This window comes from Anaerocolumna sp., from assembly GCF_032079385.1.
Classification (GTDB): domain Bacteria; phylum Bacillota; class Clostridia; order Lachnospirales; family Lachnospiraceae; genus Anaerocolumna.
This window is the reverse complement of the sequence record NZ_DAMAUC010000003.1, coordinates 1-19468: the sequence shown is the minus strand read 5'-3', so window position 1 is coordinate 19468 and position 19468 is coordinate 1. Positions and strand designations below refer to the sequence as shown.

Below are 19468 nucleotides of genomic sequence, written 5' to 3'. Positions count from 1 at the left end.
GGTGTCACTCTAAGCACCAATTGGATCTAAAAATAAAAGAATCCTTTGCTTAGAATGACACCTGTTGTATGAACGATATAAAAATGAAACGTCAATTATAAAAAAGTAAATTCCCAACCCGTTAACTGCTCATTCTTTATCCCGTATATTTCTGACCATTTCGAAAGCTCCGGTACTGGCCAAACCACTTGCAAGACCACCTAAAAGAATCTGTACATTAAATTTCCAATCATTCATCCATACATTCAGTAATATTCCCACAATACCCATGATAAGTGGTATGTATTTATTGGGGATAAAATCCAAACTGTGTTTAATTATGTACCCTAAAGCCAAACAAATACCAACGATTAACGCAATCACATATTGGTTCAAGAACTCCACTAGAACTCCTCCTTTTTATAATATTTCTAATGTCCATTAAATCTTTTGTATTTTTATTACAATATGAATTCTATTACTTTCTATATTATATTAGTAAGGTCGTAAAAAAAGAGCCAAGTTCCTTATATTTATTAAACTTTTTTCATTTTAGATACTTTTTAGCCACTTTTTTAGGCACCGATTTGTATAATTTCTTAATATCAAGATAATACTTCTTATAAGAGAAATTTTTCATGATAATTTTTATTGAGCTCTTTAATGAAAATACTGATTCATAATTTTTCATGACTTTCAAGAAATTTTCATTGAAAAATTTTCATATTCTTATTCTTTCCTTTAATATATTTTTACTACTAAATAATTTTACACGGAGGTGATAGCTTATGGATCCTAATAGAACACCTGCACCTGTGATACCTCCTCTTTATCCTGGATTCTTAATTAATTATTTTACTTCTGAACAAAATGAAAATGACTACTTTGGTACTCTTGATTCTGATACAAAAGATTATGTAGAAAAACATGTAGAAGATTTAAGCTCTGTAAATGATATCAAAGCATGTATCGATGAATTACATGGAGAAAAATAAATTTAAATTTGTGGAGAAGGAGCCATCATGGACAAACAATTATATGATGATTATAAAATAGCTCATATATCGACAAACGATGTGGATAAAATATATGAGTTAGAAGAATCCATCAAAAATAGTTGTAATAAAGACATTGTATTAATTGCATACGAACCAAAAGAAACAACCAAGGGTTAGTCCTTGGTTGTTCTTATTATAGCCTTTTGTTACTGGGTTTACACAGTCCCAGGATTTCCATAATCATGAATTGTTTCCTTTTTTTATTAAAAGTTCACAATAACTTCACAGAAATAACAAACATTCAACACAGTTTATTCTTACAATAACAATTATCAAGTTCCCCAACTTGTTTACATATATTTTTCCATTGAGAGGCGGTAGATTTTTCTACTGGCCTCTCCTCCTTTTTTATAGTATATCGCTCTTTATCGATAAAAATAACCATTAAGTTGAATACATAAAAACCCGAATATGCCATATATTTTACAAAGTCGATATGAATGTCTTATTCAAAAGGAGTAATATTGGATTTTCAACAAAGTAAAACTTATATAAACTTACTAAATGCATTGGAGAATGAACTAAAAACAAATGCCAAATTGCAATTGTTCCGAAAAAAAGCCGGACAGGATGAATTATTGGAATGCCGGTATATTTTCGATACCGCCGCAAGAAATTGTGAGTTTATTTCGGAAAGACTTCGAAGAATAGTATATGGCGGTGATCCGTCAACTTTAGATAATTTATTAGAAGCTTCCGCTGACGCTGAAAATGCTGAAAAAAATATGTACCGGGAATATTCCCGAATTGCCCTGGAAGAAGGATATCAGGATATTTCTGCTTTATTTAACGGCATTGGAAACATAAAGTTAAATCACAATGTAGCCTTTCATAATACAGCTATGGCCATTCAAAGATCAGAATTGTTTTGCAAACCCACGGAAAATTTATGGATATGCCTAGGCTGTGGCAATATTATAGGGGGATTGTGCGCACCTGAAATTTGTCCAATCTGCGGTTATCCTCAGGGGTATTACCAACTGTATTGTCAATGTTAAAAAGAATGTAATGTTAGATAGAATGTAATGTTAGATAGGGCATACCTGAAACGGTCTGCCCTTTCGTTTCCTCTTGTATATCGGGGATTCATTGTTAATCACCCTCAATAATCTATTTTCTTTTTCACCGCCATGTCCTGCTCGTGTAGAAATAACTTATATTTCCTTTCGATACCTCATCATATGATCCATCTGTTTCAATCACCTACCGCCATATTTAAAATAATGAAATACATCTGTCGTGTTTATATTGAACCAGCTATACATAGAACTTAGTGCAATAATAAAGATTATGGAAGAAGTTATAAGTCTTACAGCGTATTTACATCTACTTTTAACAAGTTCTGTATTGTCAAGTATTACATCATAATCTTTCCATAGTTCAGCCGCATATGCACATAAAGCAAAAGCATTTAGAATCAAACAAACAGTAATTTTATTCATGCTATCATCCTTTTATAAACTCAATTCTAAAATTCTTTATAAGGCTTGGATTGGTTAATTGTATCAGCTTTTTTAAGTCACACTCTCTAATTATGATGATGCGTTCCTGTTTTGGGAAGTTTACCATTTCCCTCCTCAATGCATATACAATCTCCCGTCTATTGCCATTCTGTCCATATCATGCGTATAAACCGTAAAATTAATTCTTTTTCCGTAAAATTTTGTTTCTTTTCTATTCTATTTGTTTGGTTCTGCTAATTAATTAGAGTTATTTCTTGCATCCTGAATTTATCTCAATCCTTTATTTTTAAGCATAATAGGAGCACCTAAATTATAGCCTAAGTGCTCCTGTAAATCACAATCCGGCATTAAAATAACTTTTGTCATCTTATCACCTCTAACTGTTCATAAACTTTTTAATTACCATTCAAACGTAGTACATATATGAACGATATAATAAATTTATAGAGTTTTAATAGTAACCTTCCTTTTTCATAAATGGCCAGTAGGGATTACCTGCTGGCTTCTCCTTTTATATTTATTTGATGCTTAACACGCTAGAAAGAATATTGCTTGATATCAATGCATCCTGTTGTTCGTATTTGAAGTCTTTCTATTTGTATGTCTTGTGCGAATCATACAGACAAAAAAAGAGGACTTCCCAAACCGTTCTACGATTTAAGAAATCCCCAAAATAAAGCATTTTCTTAGAATTTACCTGCATCAGCAGCTTGTTGAATGGCAACTGCAACTGCAACAGTAGCACCAACCATTGGATTATTTCCCATTCCAATAAGTCCCATCATTTCAACGTGAGCAGGAACAGAAGAAGATCCTGCAAATTGTGCATCAGAGTGCATTCTTCCCATAGTATCTGTCATACCATAAGAAGCAGGACCTGCTGCCATGTTATCTGGATGAAGTGTTCTACCTGTACCACCACCGGATGCTACGGAGAAATATTTCTTGCCTTGTTCCATACATTCTTTCTTGTATGTACCAGCAACTGGATGTTGGAATCTTGTTGGGTTAGTTGAGTTACCGGTAATAGATACATCAACGCCTTCTTTATGCATGATTGCAACACCTTCTGTTACATCATTAGCACCATAACAGTTAACTTTTGCTCTGTCGCCTTTTGAATAGGATTTTTTGAATACTTCTTTAACTTCACCTGTATAGTAATTCATTTCTGTCTCAACAAATGTAAATCCATTTATTCTGGAAATGACTTGTGCCGCATCTTTTCCTAAACCATTTAAGATAACTCTTAAAGGATTTTTTCTAACTTTATTAGCAGATAAAGCAATACCGATTGCACCTTCTGCAGCCGCAAAGGATTCATGTCCTGCTAAGAAACAGAAACATTCAGTTTCTTCTTCCAGTAACATCTTTCCTAAGTTACCATGTCCTAAACCAACTTTTCTTTGGTCTGCAACAGAACCTGGAATACAAAAAGCCTGAAGTCCTTCACCAATTGCTGCAGCAGCATCAGAAGCTTTTCTGCAGTCTTTCTTAATAGCAATTGCAGCACCTACAATGTAAGACCAGCAGGCATTTTCAAAACAAATAGGCTGAATACCTTTTACTTGATTGTATACATCAAGTCCGGCTGCTTTTGTAATCTTCTCAGCCTCTTCTATAGAAGATATACCATAGCTGTTTAATACTGCATTAATTTTATCTATTCTTCTTTCATATGATTCAAATAAAGCCATTTTATGTATCCTCCTCTATTATTCTTTTCTAGGGTCAATAATCTTCACTGCATCAGCAACACGACCATATTGTCCCTTGGCCTTTTCCCAAGCTGTAGTAGGGTCATCGCCCTTCTTAATAAAGTCAGTCATTTTACCTAAACTTACGAATTGGTAACCGATGATTTGATCTTCTTCATCAAGAGCGATTCCTGTTACATAACCTTCAGCCATTTCAAGATAACGAGGTCCCTTCTTTAATGTACCATACATAGTACCAACCTGGCTTCTAAGTCCTTTTCCTAAATCTTCAAGTCCTGCACCAACAGGCAGACCATCTTCTGAGAAAGCACTTTGTGTTCTTCCATAAACGATTTGTAAGAAAAGTTCTCTCATAGCAGTGTTAATTGCATCACATACTAAGTCTGTATTTAAAGCTTCCAGGATAGTTCTTCCAGGAAGAATTTCTGCTGCCATAGCTGCAGAGTGAGTCATACCGGAACATCCGATTGTTTCTACCAATGCTTCCTGTATAATACCATCCTTAACGTTAAGTGTTAATTTACAGGCACCTTGTTGTGGTGCACACCAGCCAACACCATGTGTTAAGCCGGAAATATCAGTTACATCCTTTGCCTTTACCCATTTTGCTTCTTCCGGAATAGGGGCTGCTCCATGGTTTACACCTTGTGCAACTGGACACATCATTTCTACTTCATGTGAATAAATCATATTGAGACTCCTTTCAATATACATAATAATGCATATTACGCATTCGCACCTATTTTCTCATAAATAAACTGATTAGTCCATAGTTTTGTTAAATTTTTTTCAAAGTTTTCACTTCTTTAGTACTTTTTTATCCTTTACAGACACATATTCATTATTTTCTATAGTATATCTCCAAAGATAATCCCTGGCTTCTCCTGCATAATCAATATTAATCCGTTTGGAAGAGACAATATTAATAGCTTCTTTACCGGAAATGCTGTCTGGATATTCAAGATACAGGCTGTCTCCGCACAGATCCATTCCATAATTACTTTTATCTATTCCCAGTGCAGCACATAATTTTCCCGGTCCGCTGCAGAGATTCTTAAGTTTATCTGTTTTACGGCGCTGTTTCATTAGTTCGATTCCGTCCACAGGTTCCAAAGCCCGCAGCAATACAACCTCTGGAATCTCTTCTCTATTGGTAACAATATTCATGCAGTAATACATACCGTAGATTAAATATATATAAGCATATCCGCCTTCTCCGTATTGAATCTCTGTTCTTTGGGATCTTATATTTTTATAGGAATGGGCAGCCGCATCTTTTGGCCCCATATAAGCTTCTGTTTCCACAATGATTCCTTTTGTAATTCCTTCCTTGGTTTCATGAACAAGTACAAGACCCAATAAATCTTTCGCCACCTCTACAGCGCTTCTTTGGTAGAAATCTCTGGTTACTTTCATATATACACCCATTACATATCAAATCTATTCACAGATGTTATACTCTGCTTATAGATTTAATATTGCCACAAATATCAAGTTGAAAGAATCATTTTGTGGCATCCTCTCTATATTCTTACTTTCTTTCAACTCTTTTCCTTTTTAAATTATAATTAAAAATAAAAAGTATCGTAAACGTTATTTAAAGTTTACGATACTTTTATTTTTTAGTCAAATAAGAACCTATATGCAAGATTTAGAGTTAACTGTATAACTCATGTTAATTAATTCTTTTATTACTTCTACTTTACATAGTATTGCACGGGATAGGATAGATATTCTATATTATCCATTTTTTCAATTGTATAATAACCGGCTGGTGCATTTATTTTTGATATGGTGCCAATTCCAGGCGAATAAAATAACCTCTGTCATGGTCACATACCGGACATTTCTCCGGTGCTGTTTTTCCATAATGCACATGTCCGCAGTTTAAACACATCCAGCCTGTTTTTATATTGGATACAAACAGCTCATTTCTTTCAAGCATATCCGCAAACCTTTTAAACCGGTCTCCATGAGTTTTTTCAATATCAGCAATCATATAAAAGGAATTAGCTACCTTTGAGAAACCTTCTTCTTTTGCCTTGTCACCAAAATGTTTATAAACATCTCCGTATTCTTCATATTCGTTATGCTGGGCAGCCCTTAATAAACCAATCATGTCCTTCTGTAAGTCCACAGGATAATTACCGTCCACATGTATATGTTCCCCTACTAATTCCTGCAAATGATTATAGAATATTTCCGCATGTTCTTTTTCCTGATTGGCTGTAAATGTAAATATAGACTCAATTACATAAAGATGTTCCTTTTTTGCAAAAGAAGCTCCAAAGGTATATCGGTTTCTAGCTTGACTTTCTCCCGCAAATGCCCGCATTAAATTATCTTTGGTCTCACTGTTTTTAAAATCAACTGCCATAATACCTCGATTCTGGCGCTTTGACGCCTTTTAATAACGACAGCAACTTTGCGCTCAAGCACAAATTGCCAATCTATAGCATGACCTGCCTAATTTAGTGTATACATCTTCTGGAATTTTTATTAATAAATCTTTCAAATATTTGTTATATTGAAAGGCTTTTTATAAGGTATAAAGACTAGGCGGTAACAAAAGTTTATGGTATGATTAAAGCAAATTACAACTTTTAAAAATAAGGAGTATTCAATGAAACAGTTTAATAAAGTCAGTAAGATTGCTGTAGGAAGTACTCTTGCTATCTTGCTTGCCAGTTCTATAGGACTGGACTATAGTATATCAGCGGGGATTATAACCCTTTTAACAATACAGGATACAAAGAAAGAAACCATATTTATTTCCATAAAACGTATCATTGCATTTTTATTTGCCACAATACTGGCTCTTATTCTTTTTTTAAGCTTCGGCTTTGGTACGATTCCTTTTGGTGTGTTTCTATTTTTGTTTGTTGGTGGCTGTTCTATTGTAAAGTTACAGGATGGAATTGCTATGAATTCCGTACTTGCAACTCATTACATCCTCTCTAAGAGTATCAGTATTCATATGATTGCAAATGAAGCGCTCCTTCTTTTTATTGGAGCCGGAATTGGAACACTCATTAATTTATTTATGTCAAGTAATGTAAAACAAATTAGGGAAGTTCAAGAGCGAATTGAATCCGATTTACGTAAAATATTATTTCGCATGGCTTATTTTCTTAGAGAATCAGACAAAAGTACTTATAAAGATCATTGTTTTGTGCCATTACAAGAAGATATTAATCTGGGTATTACATACGCATACACAAATATGAACAATACACTATTTCAGGAGTCCGAATACTTTATCCGTTATATGGAGATGAGAAAACATCAGTTACAGATACTTAAAGAAATCTATGAGAAAATCATATCTCTTCACACTGTACCAAAGGAAGTTTTACCAATTGCACAATTTATAGAAAGCATTGCGAATTCCTTAGCAGAATCCAATAACGCCAAAGGGTTATTAGAATTAGAACATAATCTGGAAGAAGAATATAGACAAAGTTCTCTCCCTCTTTCAAGAGTGGAATTTGAAGACCGCGCGGTTCTTTATATGATATTGAAAGATTTTAAGATGTTCCTCTTGATTAAAGAAGAGTTTGCAGATACATTAACAAAGGACCAGATACAAAAGTACTGGTCCTAGGGCCTGAAATAATTAGAAAATAACTTATTTAAATATAAACTAAGAAAGGACCGACTTATGGAATGTCGAAGTAATTGTGCTGCCTGCTGTATTGCTCCTTCCATTTCCTCTCCTATTCCCGGGATGCCTGAGGGTAAACCTGCCGGCATTCCCTGCATCCAGTTAACACCGGATTTAAAGTGCAGATTATTCGGAGATACTAAAAGACCTAAAGTATGTTTAAGTCTTAAACCCTCACAAGAAATGTGCGGGACAACGAAGGAGGAAGCAATGGGATATTTAAAAGAGTTAGAAGAGCTTACCAGTCCATGACTTAAGTTCTTCTAACTCCGCAATATAGTTAATACAGCTGTTTATAATAGTTCCTTTAATAAACTATGGAATAGGGTCTGCTGCTGTCTGTCCATTTATCTTGAGAAGGCAAAACTGTGTCTTTATCCTTGGTAGAAACTAATATGGTACCCTTCTCACCAACAGCAATAAATTTTTTTCCATCCCATAGTACCTTATTTATTGGCTGACCGGTAGCTTTCTCAGACTTAGTATAATCTATTCCGTTGGTAGAATAATAGATATCTCCGATACCATCAACGGCAATATACGTTTTATTTCCGTAAGTTCCATCTTTATAATAATTATCGTCTGCATTTTTTAACGTCCAGGTGGTACCATCATTTGAAAAGGCTACCACGTTTTCACCACTAAAACCTGCTCCCCATTCGTATAATGATCCACCCATGGTTACAAACTGTTTACCATTCCAGACAACGCTGGCAGCCGTCAGATAATATTTCTTACCACCCTTATTAACCGCAATTTTAGTCCACTTCTTTCCATCCTTTGAAGTAAACAATGCATTATCACTTGTGGTCATGTCAGAGATTCCACTTTGTCCAATATATACTTTACCGTTAAAAGTTATATTTCTTAACATAGTTTTTGTAAGACTAAAACCGCTCCATTTAACACCATCTTCAGAGGTTATCACCCCTTTATTCGTAAAAACATAGAATTTATCTTTTATATAATTCACGCCGTAGATACCCCCTACTTCTTTAGGGAAATTCATCTTCTTCCAATCACCAGGCTTATCAGAATAGTAATACATAGCATTACTATAGCTTAACCATCCTTCTTTGACACGGTATACTGCTATAGCCTTTCCCTCATGGGATGCAATACCCTGCCAGTATACCAGATCCTTAATATACCCAAAATCCGGCAATGTCACCTGCTTCCAGTTATATTCGTTAGAAGATTCCCATATGGTATCTTCATCACCATGGGCTAAGTATCGGCTCCCACCATCATATGTAACCGCTGTAAAATTCACAGAGGGACGTTCGCGAACTACTGTTCCTGTTCTCAAATCTGAGGTTACAAGGATTGTACTATTATTTCCAACTAAAACATACTGCTCCCCGTCATAAATAATCTGGTTAATATTGGCCTGGGGTCCAGGCTTATCATTAAATCCAAAGGGCTCAAAGGTCACATTCCAGCTATCGTTAAGCATTTTCCAGTTCGTCCCGCTAGAAGAAGTAAGTATCATGCCTTTATGTCCTGCTATTACATACTGTTTTCCGTCCCAGATAACACTATTCATGATGAGATCTGAAAAACCGTTAGGCTTACCATAGGTATCATCCTCTTCACCAATGCCCGAACCCAATATCTCTTTATTAATAACCGCTTTCCATTTAACACCGTCTGTTGAAGTGTAAATGGTCCCCGTACGAGCTGATATATTGCCATCCCAGCCAATTGCCAGGTACTTCCCATTGCTGTATATTAAATTGCTAAAGTCACCCCGAATATTAGGGGTAGTTGTCTTCCATTTCACTAAGTCCTTTGAAGAGGATACAGTTTCTTCCGATATAGTCGTATATTGTTTACCGGTATATACGATTTTTTCAATCTCCGGCGTATCCATAAATTTAGCGTCCCAATTCTTCCCGTCTTTAGAAGTTACAACAAAACTGCCGCTTAAACGAAGACTCTTAGAAGAATAGTTATATTCCTGCCCTTTTTTCAAACTGCCTGCATCTACTTCCCATTGCGCAATGGCCACATATTTCTTACCATCCCAGATAATGTCCTTAAATTGAAATTGGGACTGTTTTGCCTTCGTCTTCCAATTAATCTGATAGACCTTTTCATAATAATTTTTCATTTTAGGCGCTATTTGTTCATAGGTATAAGATACTTTAAGGCTTCCTCTTGTCCAGGACTTTCCATCTACAGATTGAAGCATCATACCGTTACTGCCAACTGCAACAAATTGTTTGCCATTCGTTGCAATTGCTCTTAAATTATCCGTTGTTTTAAGGGATATTGTCTTCCAGACTTTTGCATCCGCTGATCTAACAACAGATCCCTCATCTCCTACAGCAACATAAATTTTGTCCTGATTAAAAGTCACATCATAATAATTATTACTTTGTGACTCTGTATTCGTTTTTTTCCAGGTTATATTCTTTCCTGAAGTGGCTGCCCATGCCTTCGTGGGATTCATTATATTTACCACCAGTACTATTGTTACTATGTATAATATTCTTTTCTTTAACAAATCTTCTACCCCCTGATCAATGTCATAATATTCTAAGTCTACCTTATTATATGAAAATGAATGACAATATTCAACAGTATTCGAACAGAAATTAAAATAATTACTAAATAATTCTTAAAAAGTCCAATCAGCCTTCTATTACTTCCATACCTATTTATAAAGTACAGGTAATCATTTAATAGAATCAGGCATATATAAAACTAACACGATATATTATACAATCCAGATGGGAGCATGAAATGGATATTAATAATCAAATGGTTCGCCTCGCCCAATCAGAGACCGGTTATTACGGTAAACTTTATATTCATGTTATATGTGAACTTGGATCAAGACCTATTGATACCGCAAGCGTAGAGATTTATAGTAAAAGTGATCCAAATACATTACTAACCAGGCAGTATACAAATATCTCAGGTAAAATTCCTGCTCTTGAGCTGCCTACTCCATCTTTAGAGTACAGTATGACACCAACAGACACCTTACCATATTCGGAATACATTTTAGTCGTTTCGGTACCCGGCCTAAGAACTGTAATCATTGACGGTGTACAGATATTCCCAAATAGTGTTTCCATACAGCAAGTCGTCCTTCCACCAGTAGACGACGACACGCAGGAACCTAAAATTATAAATATAAGCCCCAACTATTTAAATGGTTCCTTTCCCCCAAAAGTTAAGGAGGATTCCATTAAATATGAATTTGAAACCGGAGAAATATCCACGATTACAATCCCAGAATATGTTATTGTACACGATGGTCTTCCCGATGATCCTTCTGCAAATGACTATTATGTAGAGTATAAGAATTATATTAAAAACGTTGTTTCCAGTATTTCCTATCCCACATGGCCCATGGAAGCCCTTTATTCTATTATTTTATCAGTAATATCATTTACCTTGAATCGAATTTATACCAACTGGTATATGAATCAGGGATATTCCTTTTACATTACTTCATCAACCGCTTTCGACCAGTTATGGGTATATGGAAGAAATACCTATTTAAACATGAATACTGCTGTAGACTATATATTTAACTTTTTTATAGCTAGTCCGGGAATTTCTCAGCCTCTACTTGCCCAAATCTGCCGAGGCGACACAGCCGACTGTCCGGATATGCTTTCTCTTTGGGGTTCTAAAAGATTTGCCGATACAGGACTTAACTATTTATCAATCATTCAATCTTATTTTGGAAATGATGTATATGTCACGTCAAGCAATGATATTGCGGGAATACAGACCCCCTGGGAGCATCAAGAGCTAAGCCTTGGTTCTACAGGAGCTAATGTAACCGCTGTGCAGAATATGTTAAATACCATATCCCGGGTATACCCCGCTATCCATGCGCCTGAAACAAATGGTACCTTTGGTCCCGCCACCGAAGCTGCTGTAAAGTCATATCAGACAATCTTTAACGAGTCCGTAACGGGTGTAGTAGATTCTGCTACCTATTATAACTTGGTAAGACTCTATAATCGCCTGATCAGAGGTCAAAACCGCTGTCTTTGAAAAAATGGTTTATATGAGTGTCAAAAGTCACATTATCGACTTCTTGGCACTCTACTTCTAAATAATATTTTTTTACCTGCTCCAATCAAAGAGCATACATCTTCTTCACTGGAGCCCCGGTGCAGAATTAAAGAATGGTGCCAGAATTTTTTCTAACACCATTTTTATAAAAGTATTATTCAGTTAATAATCTTTCTAAATCATGAATATCCGTTGTTGGAGCCATGCAGGCATGATTTTCACAGAGGTAATAGGTTGGCATACCTTGTTTCATACTATATCCGCCAGTAAATTCAGCAATGGTTTTTAATTTTCTTTCATTTTCCAATGTTTTTCCAATCACACTTATATTGGGAAGAAAATTCTCAGCCATTAATTCTTGTAATTCTTTTAGTTGACAATCCTTATCTGCCACACAAATTAATTCCTTTGTGGAATAATATTGAAGCATAACTGCCATCATAGAGAAAGTATGGCTGCTTGGATAATCAGCAATTTGTCTCATTATAAATTCTATTTGCTTTTCCGCTGTTTCACTTATGCCTATATCCCCCGTGTAAAGAGAAAGTTTTAGCAACACATAAGCAGCTGCCGAATTACCGGACGGGATAGCTCCATCATATACTTCTTTCGGTCTGTGTATTAAATGTTCCCCTTCTTCGGAATACAAATAAAATCCTCCATTTTCCGAATCAAAAAACTGTTCTGTCATTATCTTTGTAAAATCAAGAGATTTTTTCAAATAGTCTACATTCAGTGTAGCTTCATATAAACTAAGCAATGCCCAGATATAAAAAGCATAATCATCAATATGCCCCACTCCTGTTGATATACCCTCTCTATAATGAACAAATAATCTTCCGTCCTTACTTAATTTATCCTGAATAAATTGCTCCGCTGCTTTTGCTGCATCTAAATATTTTTCATCCCGTAAAATCATATAAGCCTTTGCAAATGCTGCAATCATAATTCCATTCCAGGAGGTTAGAATCTTATCATCTTTATGAAGTCTTGTACGATGTATGCGGTAGTCATAAACTTTCTTTCTTAATCCCGTAATTCTATCCGATTCCAAACTTCCCTTTTCTTCACTAAAAGTGCCATAGTCCATGTGCAGCCTGTTGGGAATACTTTTTCCTTCGAAATTACCATGTTCCGTAATTCCGTAATATTGGTTGAAATATTCTCCGTCTTCCCTGCCTAGAATCTCAATTATTTCATCCGGGGTAAAAACATAATATTTTCCTTCCACGCCTTCACTGTCAGCATCCTGAGCGCAGTAAAATCCTCCTTCCGGAGCAGCAAGTTCTCTTAAAACGTACTCCATGGTCATCTCTGCAATTTCTTTGTACTGATTTTTATGTGTAAGCTGGTAACATTCCAAATAAGCAATGGTCAGTAACCCATTATCATAAAGCATTTTTTCAAAATGGGGAACCAGCCATAGATGATCTGTGGAATACCTGGAAAAGCCATAACCAATATGATCAAAAATTCCTCCTTGGTACATAATGGTAAGTGTTTTTTCTACTAACTCTAAGGCTTTCTTATTTTTATCAAAATATGCTATTCGTAACAAATACATTAAATTATGAGGTGTTGGGAATTTAGGAGCATGACCAAAACCACCAAATTTTTTATCCCCATGGCTTATTAATGTCTGTGTTGCATCCTTTAATAATTCTTCTGGTGTAACCCTCTCAGAATAGTCCATGGCATATTCTTCTTTGATGGCATTGGTTAAAGTTTCACTAGATTTTAATAAGCTTTCTCTATCCTTTATCCATTTACCATGAACATTTTTTAATAAGTCCATAAGCCCAGGCATATTGTATCTTGACCTTTTAGGGAAATATGTTCCTGCAAAGAAAGGTTTTTGATCTGGAAACATCATAATTGTTAAAGGCCATCCACCACTGCCGTTTATCTTAATGCAGGCAGACATATAAATACTGTCAATATCCGGTCGTTCTTCTTTGTCTACCTTAATAGCAATAAAATATTGATTTAATAAATTGGCTACTTCTTCATCCTCGAAGGATTCATGAGCCATTACATGACACCAATGACATGTAGACACAATCATTTCCAACTGCTAGGAATACCCAATAGATAGGAAGATAGGTTTATCTTCCTGTTTTGCTTTTTCAAAAGCATCACTGCTCCATGGAAACCAGTTTACAGGATTATATGCATGTTGTAATAAGTATGGAGATTTCTCATGGATTAATCTATTGGGTTCTTTGCTGCTAGTCATAGGGCATCACCTCCTTGTTTGTTCAGATTTCAACTACTTTCTTATTATTTCAGATTATGTCGATAATATTCTTAAGTACAAGTTTAAGACAATGTACAATAAATAGTTGCATCTATGCAACAGCGGAATATGAAATTTGGTAGAAAAAGTCGCACATTGATAGTCAATACATGGTATTATATTTTTATCTTAAGATATTAAAGGAGTGCTCAAATTGAACTATTATGAACGTATACAAAAATCTATTGATTACATTGAAAGCAATATTGATAATTTGATTGATTTAAATGATATTGCAAGAGAAGCCTTTATGTCACCTTCAAATTTTTATCGTATGTTTTTTGCACTTGTAGGTCATTCAGTTAAGAGGTTCTATTCCATGTGCATTTTTACGTCTTTCCTCAAAGCATATTGAGTCAGGAACTAACACAACAAATCCCTTTTTCGCCAATTCAGGTCCAAAAGCTTGCAAAGGATTTCCAGCTAGACCGCAAACTTCGCTCTTTCCTAAATGATGTTCCCTGTTGTGCTGGTGATTGATGAGAATAGCTGGATTTTTATCAAGTATTTCCGGAAGCAGAAGAAAAGCTATGACTTTGTCTCCATAAGAATCATACTCAATTAAATGCCTAGTATACCCATCTTCCTTTGTGGAATCCAGTAATCTATACTCAATATGAGGTGTGGCATTAGGATATTTAATTCCAATTGCTTCTGCTATCTCATTTCTTAAATTTGCTATGTTACTCACCTCGCTTAATATAAATACTCTTTACATATTACATCAGATGTAATCTTAACATTGATATTGTAGCCTTCACGCTGATAAAAATACATTTAACCGTGTAAACCTCTTGCCTGTCTGTCCATGTCCTCAATTACTATATCATATATCTCTCCCAACGATGAACAGTACTCCAGTATTTTCCACGGTTCATTAGTATGATAATGAATTTTAATAAGTTCTTCATCTCCTACTGCCAGGAGACAGTCTCCTTTAAAATTGTTTGTAAAATAATCATTGATAGCATCTTCATCAAGGTTATCTCCCTCAATCAATAATTGAGTATCATATTTAAATTCTAACATCTAATTTTCCTCCATAATTTCCTGTTTGTGAATATCATATCATACAAAATAGTACTTTTCCAATAGACAAATAGAAGCAAATGTCCACTTACTTTCAGTCAAGTTTTCCCTGTAGACGAGTGCGGATACCTGATTAGAGAAAACCGATATTTATATATTTTCTTACTTGTATTAGATCCGATGCTTTTTTGCACGAAATCCCCAAATAATAAATCCAATAAGGAAACCACATAAAGCCGGTATTATCCATCCAAATCCATAATCAAATCCAGGCAGATATAAATGAGCAAATTTAACAATCTGTTTTACCACCATATTACTTTGCGCAGCTTCAGGTAACGCTTTACAAAAATCAGGTATCGCTGCAATAATTGTAAAACCCGTTGTCCATTTATAAATATCACTTTGTTTATGTATAAATGGAGCCAATAAAGATAATAAAATCAAAGTAATTGCTAACGGATAAAGAAACATAAGTACCGGTATTGATAACTGAATTATATTGTTTAATCCAAAATTAGCAATTGTAAAAGAAAAAAGTGTAAATACTACAGCATATTTTTTATAAGAAATCGTTCTTGGAAACATGGTACTAAACATTTCGGAACATGAAGTTATTAATCCAATGGATGTTTTTAAACATGCGATTCCAACAATAGCCGCTAGTAATACTTTTCCAACAGAGCCAAAGTAATGATTACTGACCATGGATAATATAATTCCTCCGTTTTCAGCACTGTTTAAACTTCCTAAGCTGGTAGCTCCCATATATGACAATGAGGCATAAATAACTGCCATTCCAATCACACCAACCAGTCCTGATTTGCAGGTTTCAATCGCAACAGAATTGGAATCTTTAATACCAAACTTTTTTATATTAGAAATAATGATAATCGCAAAGGCTAGAGAGGCTAACGCATCCATAGTATTGTAGCCGTCTAATAAACCGGTAACTAATGGTTCCGTAATATAATTTCCCTGTGGCGGATAGGGACTTATCTGTCCCATTGGCTTTACAAAGGTTGCAATTAATAAAATAGATAAAAGTAGTAAAAAAACAGGAGTAAGGAATCTTCCCACCCAATCCAAAATCCTCCCCGGCCTCAACGAAAAATATAGTGTCAGCGCAAAAAAGATAAATGAAAAAATAAACAATCCCAACTTTAATTGTTCTTCTCCTATAAATGGATGCATTCCTACTTCAAATGCAACTGTAGCAGTTCGTGGAATAGCAAATAGTGGTCCAATTGTCAGATATAACAGGCAGGTAAAAACAATGGAATATATGGAGCTAACGGGTTTGCCCATATCATATAAACTTTCACTTTCCGAAAGGGCTGAGGCAACAATTCCCAACACAGGCAATCCCACCCCTGTAATTAAAAATCCAATAGTAGCCAATGGCATATTATTCCCGGCTGCTTGTCCCATTTTTACCGGAAAAATCAAGTTACCGGCGCCAAAAAACAGTCCAAACAATAACGAACCTATTAATATGTTTTGCTTATAATTTAGTCTTTCTCTCAAAAGTAGTCCTCCTTGAACTTTTGCTATTCTCAATTTTAGTCTTCTTACAGTTCATTGTAATTGCGTGCACTGCAGAACTAATTATACCACTAATAACTAATCTTCGGAATCTGTATTTTTAATTTCCAGAAAAAACAAAGATAGAGCTGTTTATCAGCTAACCTGTCAGCTTTTAAACAGCCCTTTCAAAAACAAAGTTCATTTAATAAAATCATAAGAATAGTTCCGGCTCACGTCTGGTTGCACCAAATTTATCAATTAAACCTTGGGTAAATTGAATAAATGCTTCTTGTTTAATAGCTTTTGCATTAACAGGACATCTTTTTATACATCTGCAGCACTTTATACACTTTGTTTCATCAACAACTTCAAAATCCGAAAGATCAATGGCACCCATAGGACAATGCATTGCGCAAATTCCACAATTAATACATTTATCATTTGTTTCAGGTGCAACAGGCTGTTGAGGTTTTCTTTCCTTATATGGATAATTTCCTTTTATAATTAGTTTTTTTATCGTATCCTGATTATCTTTATTCAATATTTCTTTTATTTTCACGCCAAACTCTCTGGCTGAATTTAAATCCTCCTTATCCGGTCTTCCGGCTGCTAACTTTGTAGTATAGGAGTGTTCACCAATGAATGCTCCTCCGGCAATACCAATAAAACCATTCTGTTCCAAAGTATCTTTTAACTCTAAAAGAGCATCTTCATAATCACGGTTACCATACACAACGATAAAAACCGCCTTCGTCTGATTTCCTTTTACCTTTGTGAAATATTCTGTTAAAAATCCCGGTACCCTTCCAGCATAAACAGGGACTCCGATAATGACCACATCCTCCCTGTGAAAGCTAAGTTCTTTTTGTCTGTCTGCGGGTAATGTAATATCATACTCCTTTGCCGGTGCTCCGATACCATATGCTATTTCTTTTACAATCTTTGCTGTTGTATCGGTTGCACTAAAATAAAGTAGTTTTAAATTCTTGCCCATAAAATTCCTCCTATGTAATTAGCCTTAGTCTGCTCCCAAATAAATATTTATGATTATTATACTACTCTCCTTCTATTCTTCATAGCAAATAATAGGAGTTCCCTCTTCTATATATTCAAAAATAATTTTAGCCAAATATTTCGGAGCATTTACACAACCGTGAGAACCTCTTCTTTTATAGATGGTTCCTCCAAAGGAATATCTCCAGCTTGCATCATGTAACCCTATATTTCCATAAAAAGGCATCCAATAAGTTACTTTAGACTCATACCCCGGCCCTCTTAATGTTGCATCTTTTATTTTATAATTCAACATGAATGTTCCAAGTTTTGTTGCATTGCCTCTACTGGGGTTTCCCGTTACCACCGGACCCTGTATTATCATTTTTCCATCTTTATAAAACCAGACATGCTGTCTTGTAATGTTGATTTCCACATATGTATTACCAATGTCATTCTTCTCTCTGGAGAAAGCCTTCTGAGCATATATTGGTTCTTTTTCAATAATTTCTCCTTGTTTTATATGTCCTAGCAATGCTTCTGTCTCTTTGTCCACATTAATTTTCCAGCCATAAATTCCGCCTTTAACCTCGATGACTTTACCAGTAGCCGTTTTAAATTCTCTCGTTACACCAATTGTATCATATTTTTTTCCCAACGCCCGAACATATTGCAGCACACTTTCTTCATCTATTATAGCTTCTAATTCATCATCCACTGTCAACCATCTGTTTATTGTGCTTCCGGCCAATATTTCTTTTTCACTCCCAAATAAATATGTTATTTTTGATTTCACATATTTATTCAACAGATTCTTTGTTTCCACGGCTTTATGGGAATTAATAGTGTACTTTGGGTTTACATAACATTGCTTTTCATTTAAATCTAATTTTGTTTCTCCATTTAATATGGCAGTTTTTATCGTTTTTATGAACTTCATCTTATTTATCTTATTTCCATACACTTCCTTAGCCATCACATAGGCGCCATTTATATACTTAAAGCTAACGTTTTCCGGTTCCGTTACTTTTTTATTTAAGCAGTTTAAATCCATTAATCTGCTCCTTAAATCTTCTGTATTATAAACAAATAAATCATTTACCTCATATTTTTGCTCTTTAAATAAAGAAGGAAACCACCCAAACGATCTTTGCATAGAATAAACTTTAGACACACTATTCTTCTCACTGAATTTTAACCCAATATCAATCCCTTTTATCTTCTCTGTCTCATTATTCCGTTCAAAAATCACTAACTCATAATCCTTGACATAACCCCCGAATATATTTTCTATATCGTCATATGATTTTAAAGAAACATCTACTCCGTTTATTACCGTTCTAAAAAAGAAATGATTCAAAAAATACAAAGAAATAAGCAAATAAATAAGTAGAATAGAGCCTACTATAATAATAATTTTTTCTATAACCTGCTTTTTGAGAAAACTTTTTATCTTAAAATTTTTCATAGCGTCTATACCTTTCCTAATAGAAAAACATATAACTAAATAATAATATGTTTGAATATAAGATATTAAGACTGAATATACAGATAAGACATCTTCTTTCTTAATCTTTCCAAGCAAATCATAAAAATTCACATAACTACATCATTCTTACACCTGAATCTAAATTTAATAAGAGGTATAAAAATTTGGGTTATTAACGAAAGTACGCTTTGCCTAATATAGGTTAACTAGA

17 protein-coding genes and 1 pseudogene are annotated in these 19468 nt (G+C 34.7%); 6 read left to right on the top strand and 12 right to left on the bottom strand.

Annotated features, from left to right (window positions below; all coding sequences use genetic code 11):
- Positions 1–129 precede the first annotated feature (129 nt).
- Positions 130–384 carry a phage holin family protein gene (locus tag RT261_RS03390; protein WP_313129377.1) on the bottom strand — a complete coding sequence of 85 codons (255 nt, stop codon included), beginning with the start codon at positions 382–384 and terminating at the stop codon, positions 130–132.
- 383 nt (positions 385–767) lie between these two features.
- Here RT261_RS03390 and RT261_RS03385 point away from each other — a divergent pair, with 383 nt between their 5' ends.
- From RT261_RS03385 to RT261_RS03375, 3 genes are all read left to right on the top strand, one after another.
- On the top strand, positions 768–974 hold the full coding sequence (locus tag RT261_RS03385; protein WP_313129374.1) for a hypothetical protein: 207 nt from the start codon (positions 768–770) through the stop codon (positions 972–974).
- Positions 975–1001: 27 nt separating this feature from the next.
- Positions 1002–1154: a hypothetical protein gene (locus RT261_RS03380; protein WP_313129372.1), complete on the top strand. Its 153-nt coding sequence runs from the start codon at positions 1002–1004 to the stop codon at positions 1152–1154.
- Positions 1155–1501: 347 nt separating this feature from the next.
- Positions 1502–2035 (top strand): rubrerythrin family protein, encoded by a 534-nt coding sequence (locus RT261_RS03375; RefSeq protein ID WP_313129369.1) that lies wholly within the window; start codon positions 1502–1504, stop codon positions 2033–2035.
- A gap of 1151 nt (positions 2036–3186) precedes the next feature.
- On the opposite strand, the gene RT261_RS03370 is transcribed toward RT261_RS03375, so the two are convergent.
- From RT261_RS03370 to rbr, 4 genes are all read right to left on the bottom strand, one after another.
- Positions 3187–4197 carry a GGGtGRT protein gene (locus RT261_RS03370; protein WP_313129367.1) on the bottom strand — a complete coding sequence of 337 codons (1011 nt, stop codon included), beginning with the start codon at positions 4195–4197 and terminating at the stop codon, positions 3187–3189.
- Between the two features lie 18 nt (positions 4198–4215).
- Entirely contained in the window at positions 4216–4908 is a 693-nt protein-coding gene (locus RT261_RS03365; protein ID WP_091687136.1) for an iron-sulfur cluster assembly scaffold protein, read from the bottom strand.
- Positions 4909–5016: 108 nt separating this feature from the next.
- Positions 5017–5646 carry a DNA-3-methyladenine glycosylase gene (locus RT261_RS03360; protein WP_331665381.1) on the bottom strand — a complete coding sequence of 210 codons (630 nt, stop codon included), beginning with the start codon at positions 5644–5646 and terminating at the stop codon, positions 5017–5019.
- Between the two features lie 352 nt (positions 5647–5998).
- A complete protein-coding gene (rbr, locus tag RT261_RS03355) occupies positions 5999–6595 on the bottom strand; it encodes a rubrerythrin (protein ID WP_313129358.1) in 597 nt (198 codons plus the stop codon).
- 246 nt (positions 6596–6841) lie between these two features.
- Here rbr and RT261_RS03350 point away from each other — a divergent pair, with 246 nt between their 5' ends.
- Together RT261_RS03350 and RT261_RS03345 are read left to right on the top strand one after the other, a co-directional pair.
- Positions 6842–7822, top strand: coding sequence for an aromatic acid exporter family protein (locus RT261_RS03350; RefSeq protein ID WP_313129356.1), 981 nt, complete (start codon positions 6842–6844; stop codon positions 7820–7822).
- A 57-nt stretch (positions 7823–7879) separates the two neighbouring features.
- Complete coding sequence (locus RT261_RS03345) at positions 7880–8134, top strand: YkgJ family cysteine cluster protein (protein WP_313129354.1); 255 nt, start codon at positions 7880–7882, stop codon at positions 8132–8134.
- A gap of 55 nt (positions 8135–8189) precedes the next feature.
- Here the strand turns inward: RT261_RS03345 and RT261_RS03340 are convergent, their stop codons facing one another.
- Positions 8190–10391: a WD40/YVTN/BNR-like repeat-containing protein gene (locus RT261_RS03340; protein ID WP_313129352.1), complete on the bottom strand. Its 2202-nt coding sequence runs from the start codon at positions 10389–10391 to the stop codon at positions 8190–8192.
- 239 nt (positions 10392–10630) lie between these two features.
- On the opposite strand from RT261_RS03340, the gene RT261_RS03335 reads away from it, so the two are divergent.
- The gene (locus RT261_RS03335; RefSeq protein ID WP_313129350.1) at positions 10631–11902 is read left to right on the top strand and encodes a peptidoglycan-binding domain-containing protein; all 1272 of its coding nucleotides are present in this window, start codon (positions 10631–10633) and stop codon (positions 11900–11902) included.
- A gap of 175 nt (positions 11903–12077) precedes the next feature.
- On the opposite strand, the pseudogene RT261_RS03330 reads toward RT261_RS03335, so the two are convergent.
- The 6 genes and pseudogenes from RT261_RS03330 to RT261_RS03305 all read right to left on the bottom strand — a co-directional run bounded on the left by RT261_RS03330 (position 12078) and on the right by RT261_RS03305 (position 19236).
- Positions 12078–14159, bottom strand: a pseudogene (locus tag RT261_RS03330) (thioredoxin domain-containing protein).
- Positions 14160–14517: 358 nt separating this feature from the next.
- Positions 14518–14910 (bottom strand): hypothetical protein, encoded by a 393-nt coding sequence (locus tag RT261_RS03325; RefSeq protein WP_313129348.1) that lies wholly within the window; start codon positions 14908–14910, stop codon positions 14518–14520.
- A gap of 86 nt (positions 14911–14996) precedes the next feature.
- Positions 14997–15248, bottom strand: coding sequence for a kinase to dihydroxyacetone kinase (locus tag RT261_RS03320; RefSeq protein ID WP_313129345.1), 252 nt, complete (start codon positions 15246–15248; stop codon positions 14997–14999).
- A gap of 171 nt (positions 15249–15419) precedes the next feature.
- Complete coding sequence (gene brnQ, locus RT261_RS03315) at positions 15420–16775, bottom strand: branched-chain amino acid transport system II carrier protein (RefSeq protein WP_313129343.1); 1356 nt, start codon at positions 16773–16775, stop codon at positions 15420–15422.
- Between the two features lie 211 nt (positions 16776–16986).
- Positions 16987–17769, bottom strand: coding sequence for an EFR1 family ferrodoxin (locus tag RT261_RS03310; RefSeq protein ID WP_313129341.1), 783 nt, complete (start codon positions 17767–17769; stop codon positions 16987–16989).
- Between the two features lie 72 nt (positions 17770–17841).
- Positions 17842–19236 carry a L,D-transpeptidase family protein gene (locus tag RT261_RS03305; protein ID WP_313129339.1) on the bottom strand — a complete coding sequence of 465 codons (1395 nt, stop codon included), beginning with the start codon at positions 19234–19236 and terminating at the stop codon, positions 17842–17844.
- Positions 19237–19468: the final 232 nt, after the last annotated feature.

Bases quoted from the DNA above. Each gene is read 5' to 3' on its own strand.
- RT261_RS03305 (WP_313129339.1), bottom strand. From the start codon at position 19,236: ATGAAAAATTTTAAGATAAAAAGTTTTCTCAAAAAGCAGGTTATAGAA.
- RT261_RS03335 (WP_313129350.1), top strand. From the start codon at position 10,631: ATGGATATTAATAATCAAATGGTTCGCCTCGCCCAATCAGAGACCGGT.
- RT261_RS03345 (WP_313129354.1), top strand. From the start codon at position 7,880: ATGGAATGTCGAAGTAATTGTGCTGCCTGCTGTATTGCTCCTTCCATT.
- RT261_RS03370 (WP_313129367.1), bottom strand. From the start codon at position 4,197: ATGGCTTTATTTGAATCATATGAAAGAAGAATAGATAAAATTAATGCA.
- RT261_RS03320 (WP_313129345.1), bottom strand. From the start codon at position 15,248: ATGTTAGAATTTAAATATGATACTCAATTATTGATTGAGGGAGATAAC.
- rbr (WP_313129358.1), bottom strand. From the start codon at position 6,595: ATGGCAGTTGATTTTAAAAACAGTGAGACCAAAGATAATTTAATGCGG.
- RT261_RS03360 (WP_331665381.1), bottom strand. From the start codon at position 5,646: ATGGGTGTATATATGAAAGTAACCAGAGATTTCTACCAAAGAAGCGCT.
- RT261_RS03365 (WP_091687136.1), bottom strand. From the start codon at position 4,908: ATGATTTATTCACATGAAGTAGAAATGATGTGTCCAGTTGCACAAGGT.
- RT261_RS03310 (WP_313129341.1), bottom strand. From the start codon at position 17,769: ATGGGCAAGAATTTAAAACTACTTTATTTTAGTGCAACCGATACAACA.
- RT261_RS03380 (WP_313129372.1), top strand. From the start codon at position 1,002: ATGGACAAACAATTATATGATGATTATAAAATAGCTCATATATCGACA.
- RT261_RS03385 (WP_313129374.1), top strand. From the start codon at position 768: ATGGATCCTAATAGAACACCTGCACCTGTGATACCTCCTCTTTATCCT.
- RT261_RS03350 (WP_313129356.1), top strand. From the start codon at position 6,842: ATGAAACAGTTTAATAAAGTCAGTAAGATTGCTGTAGGAAGTACTCTT.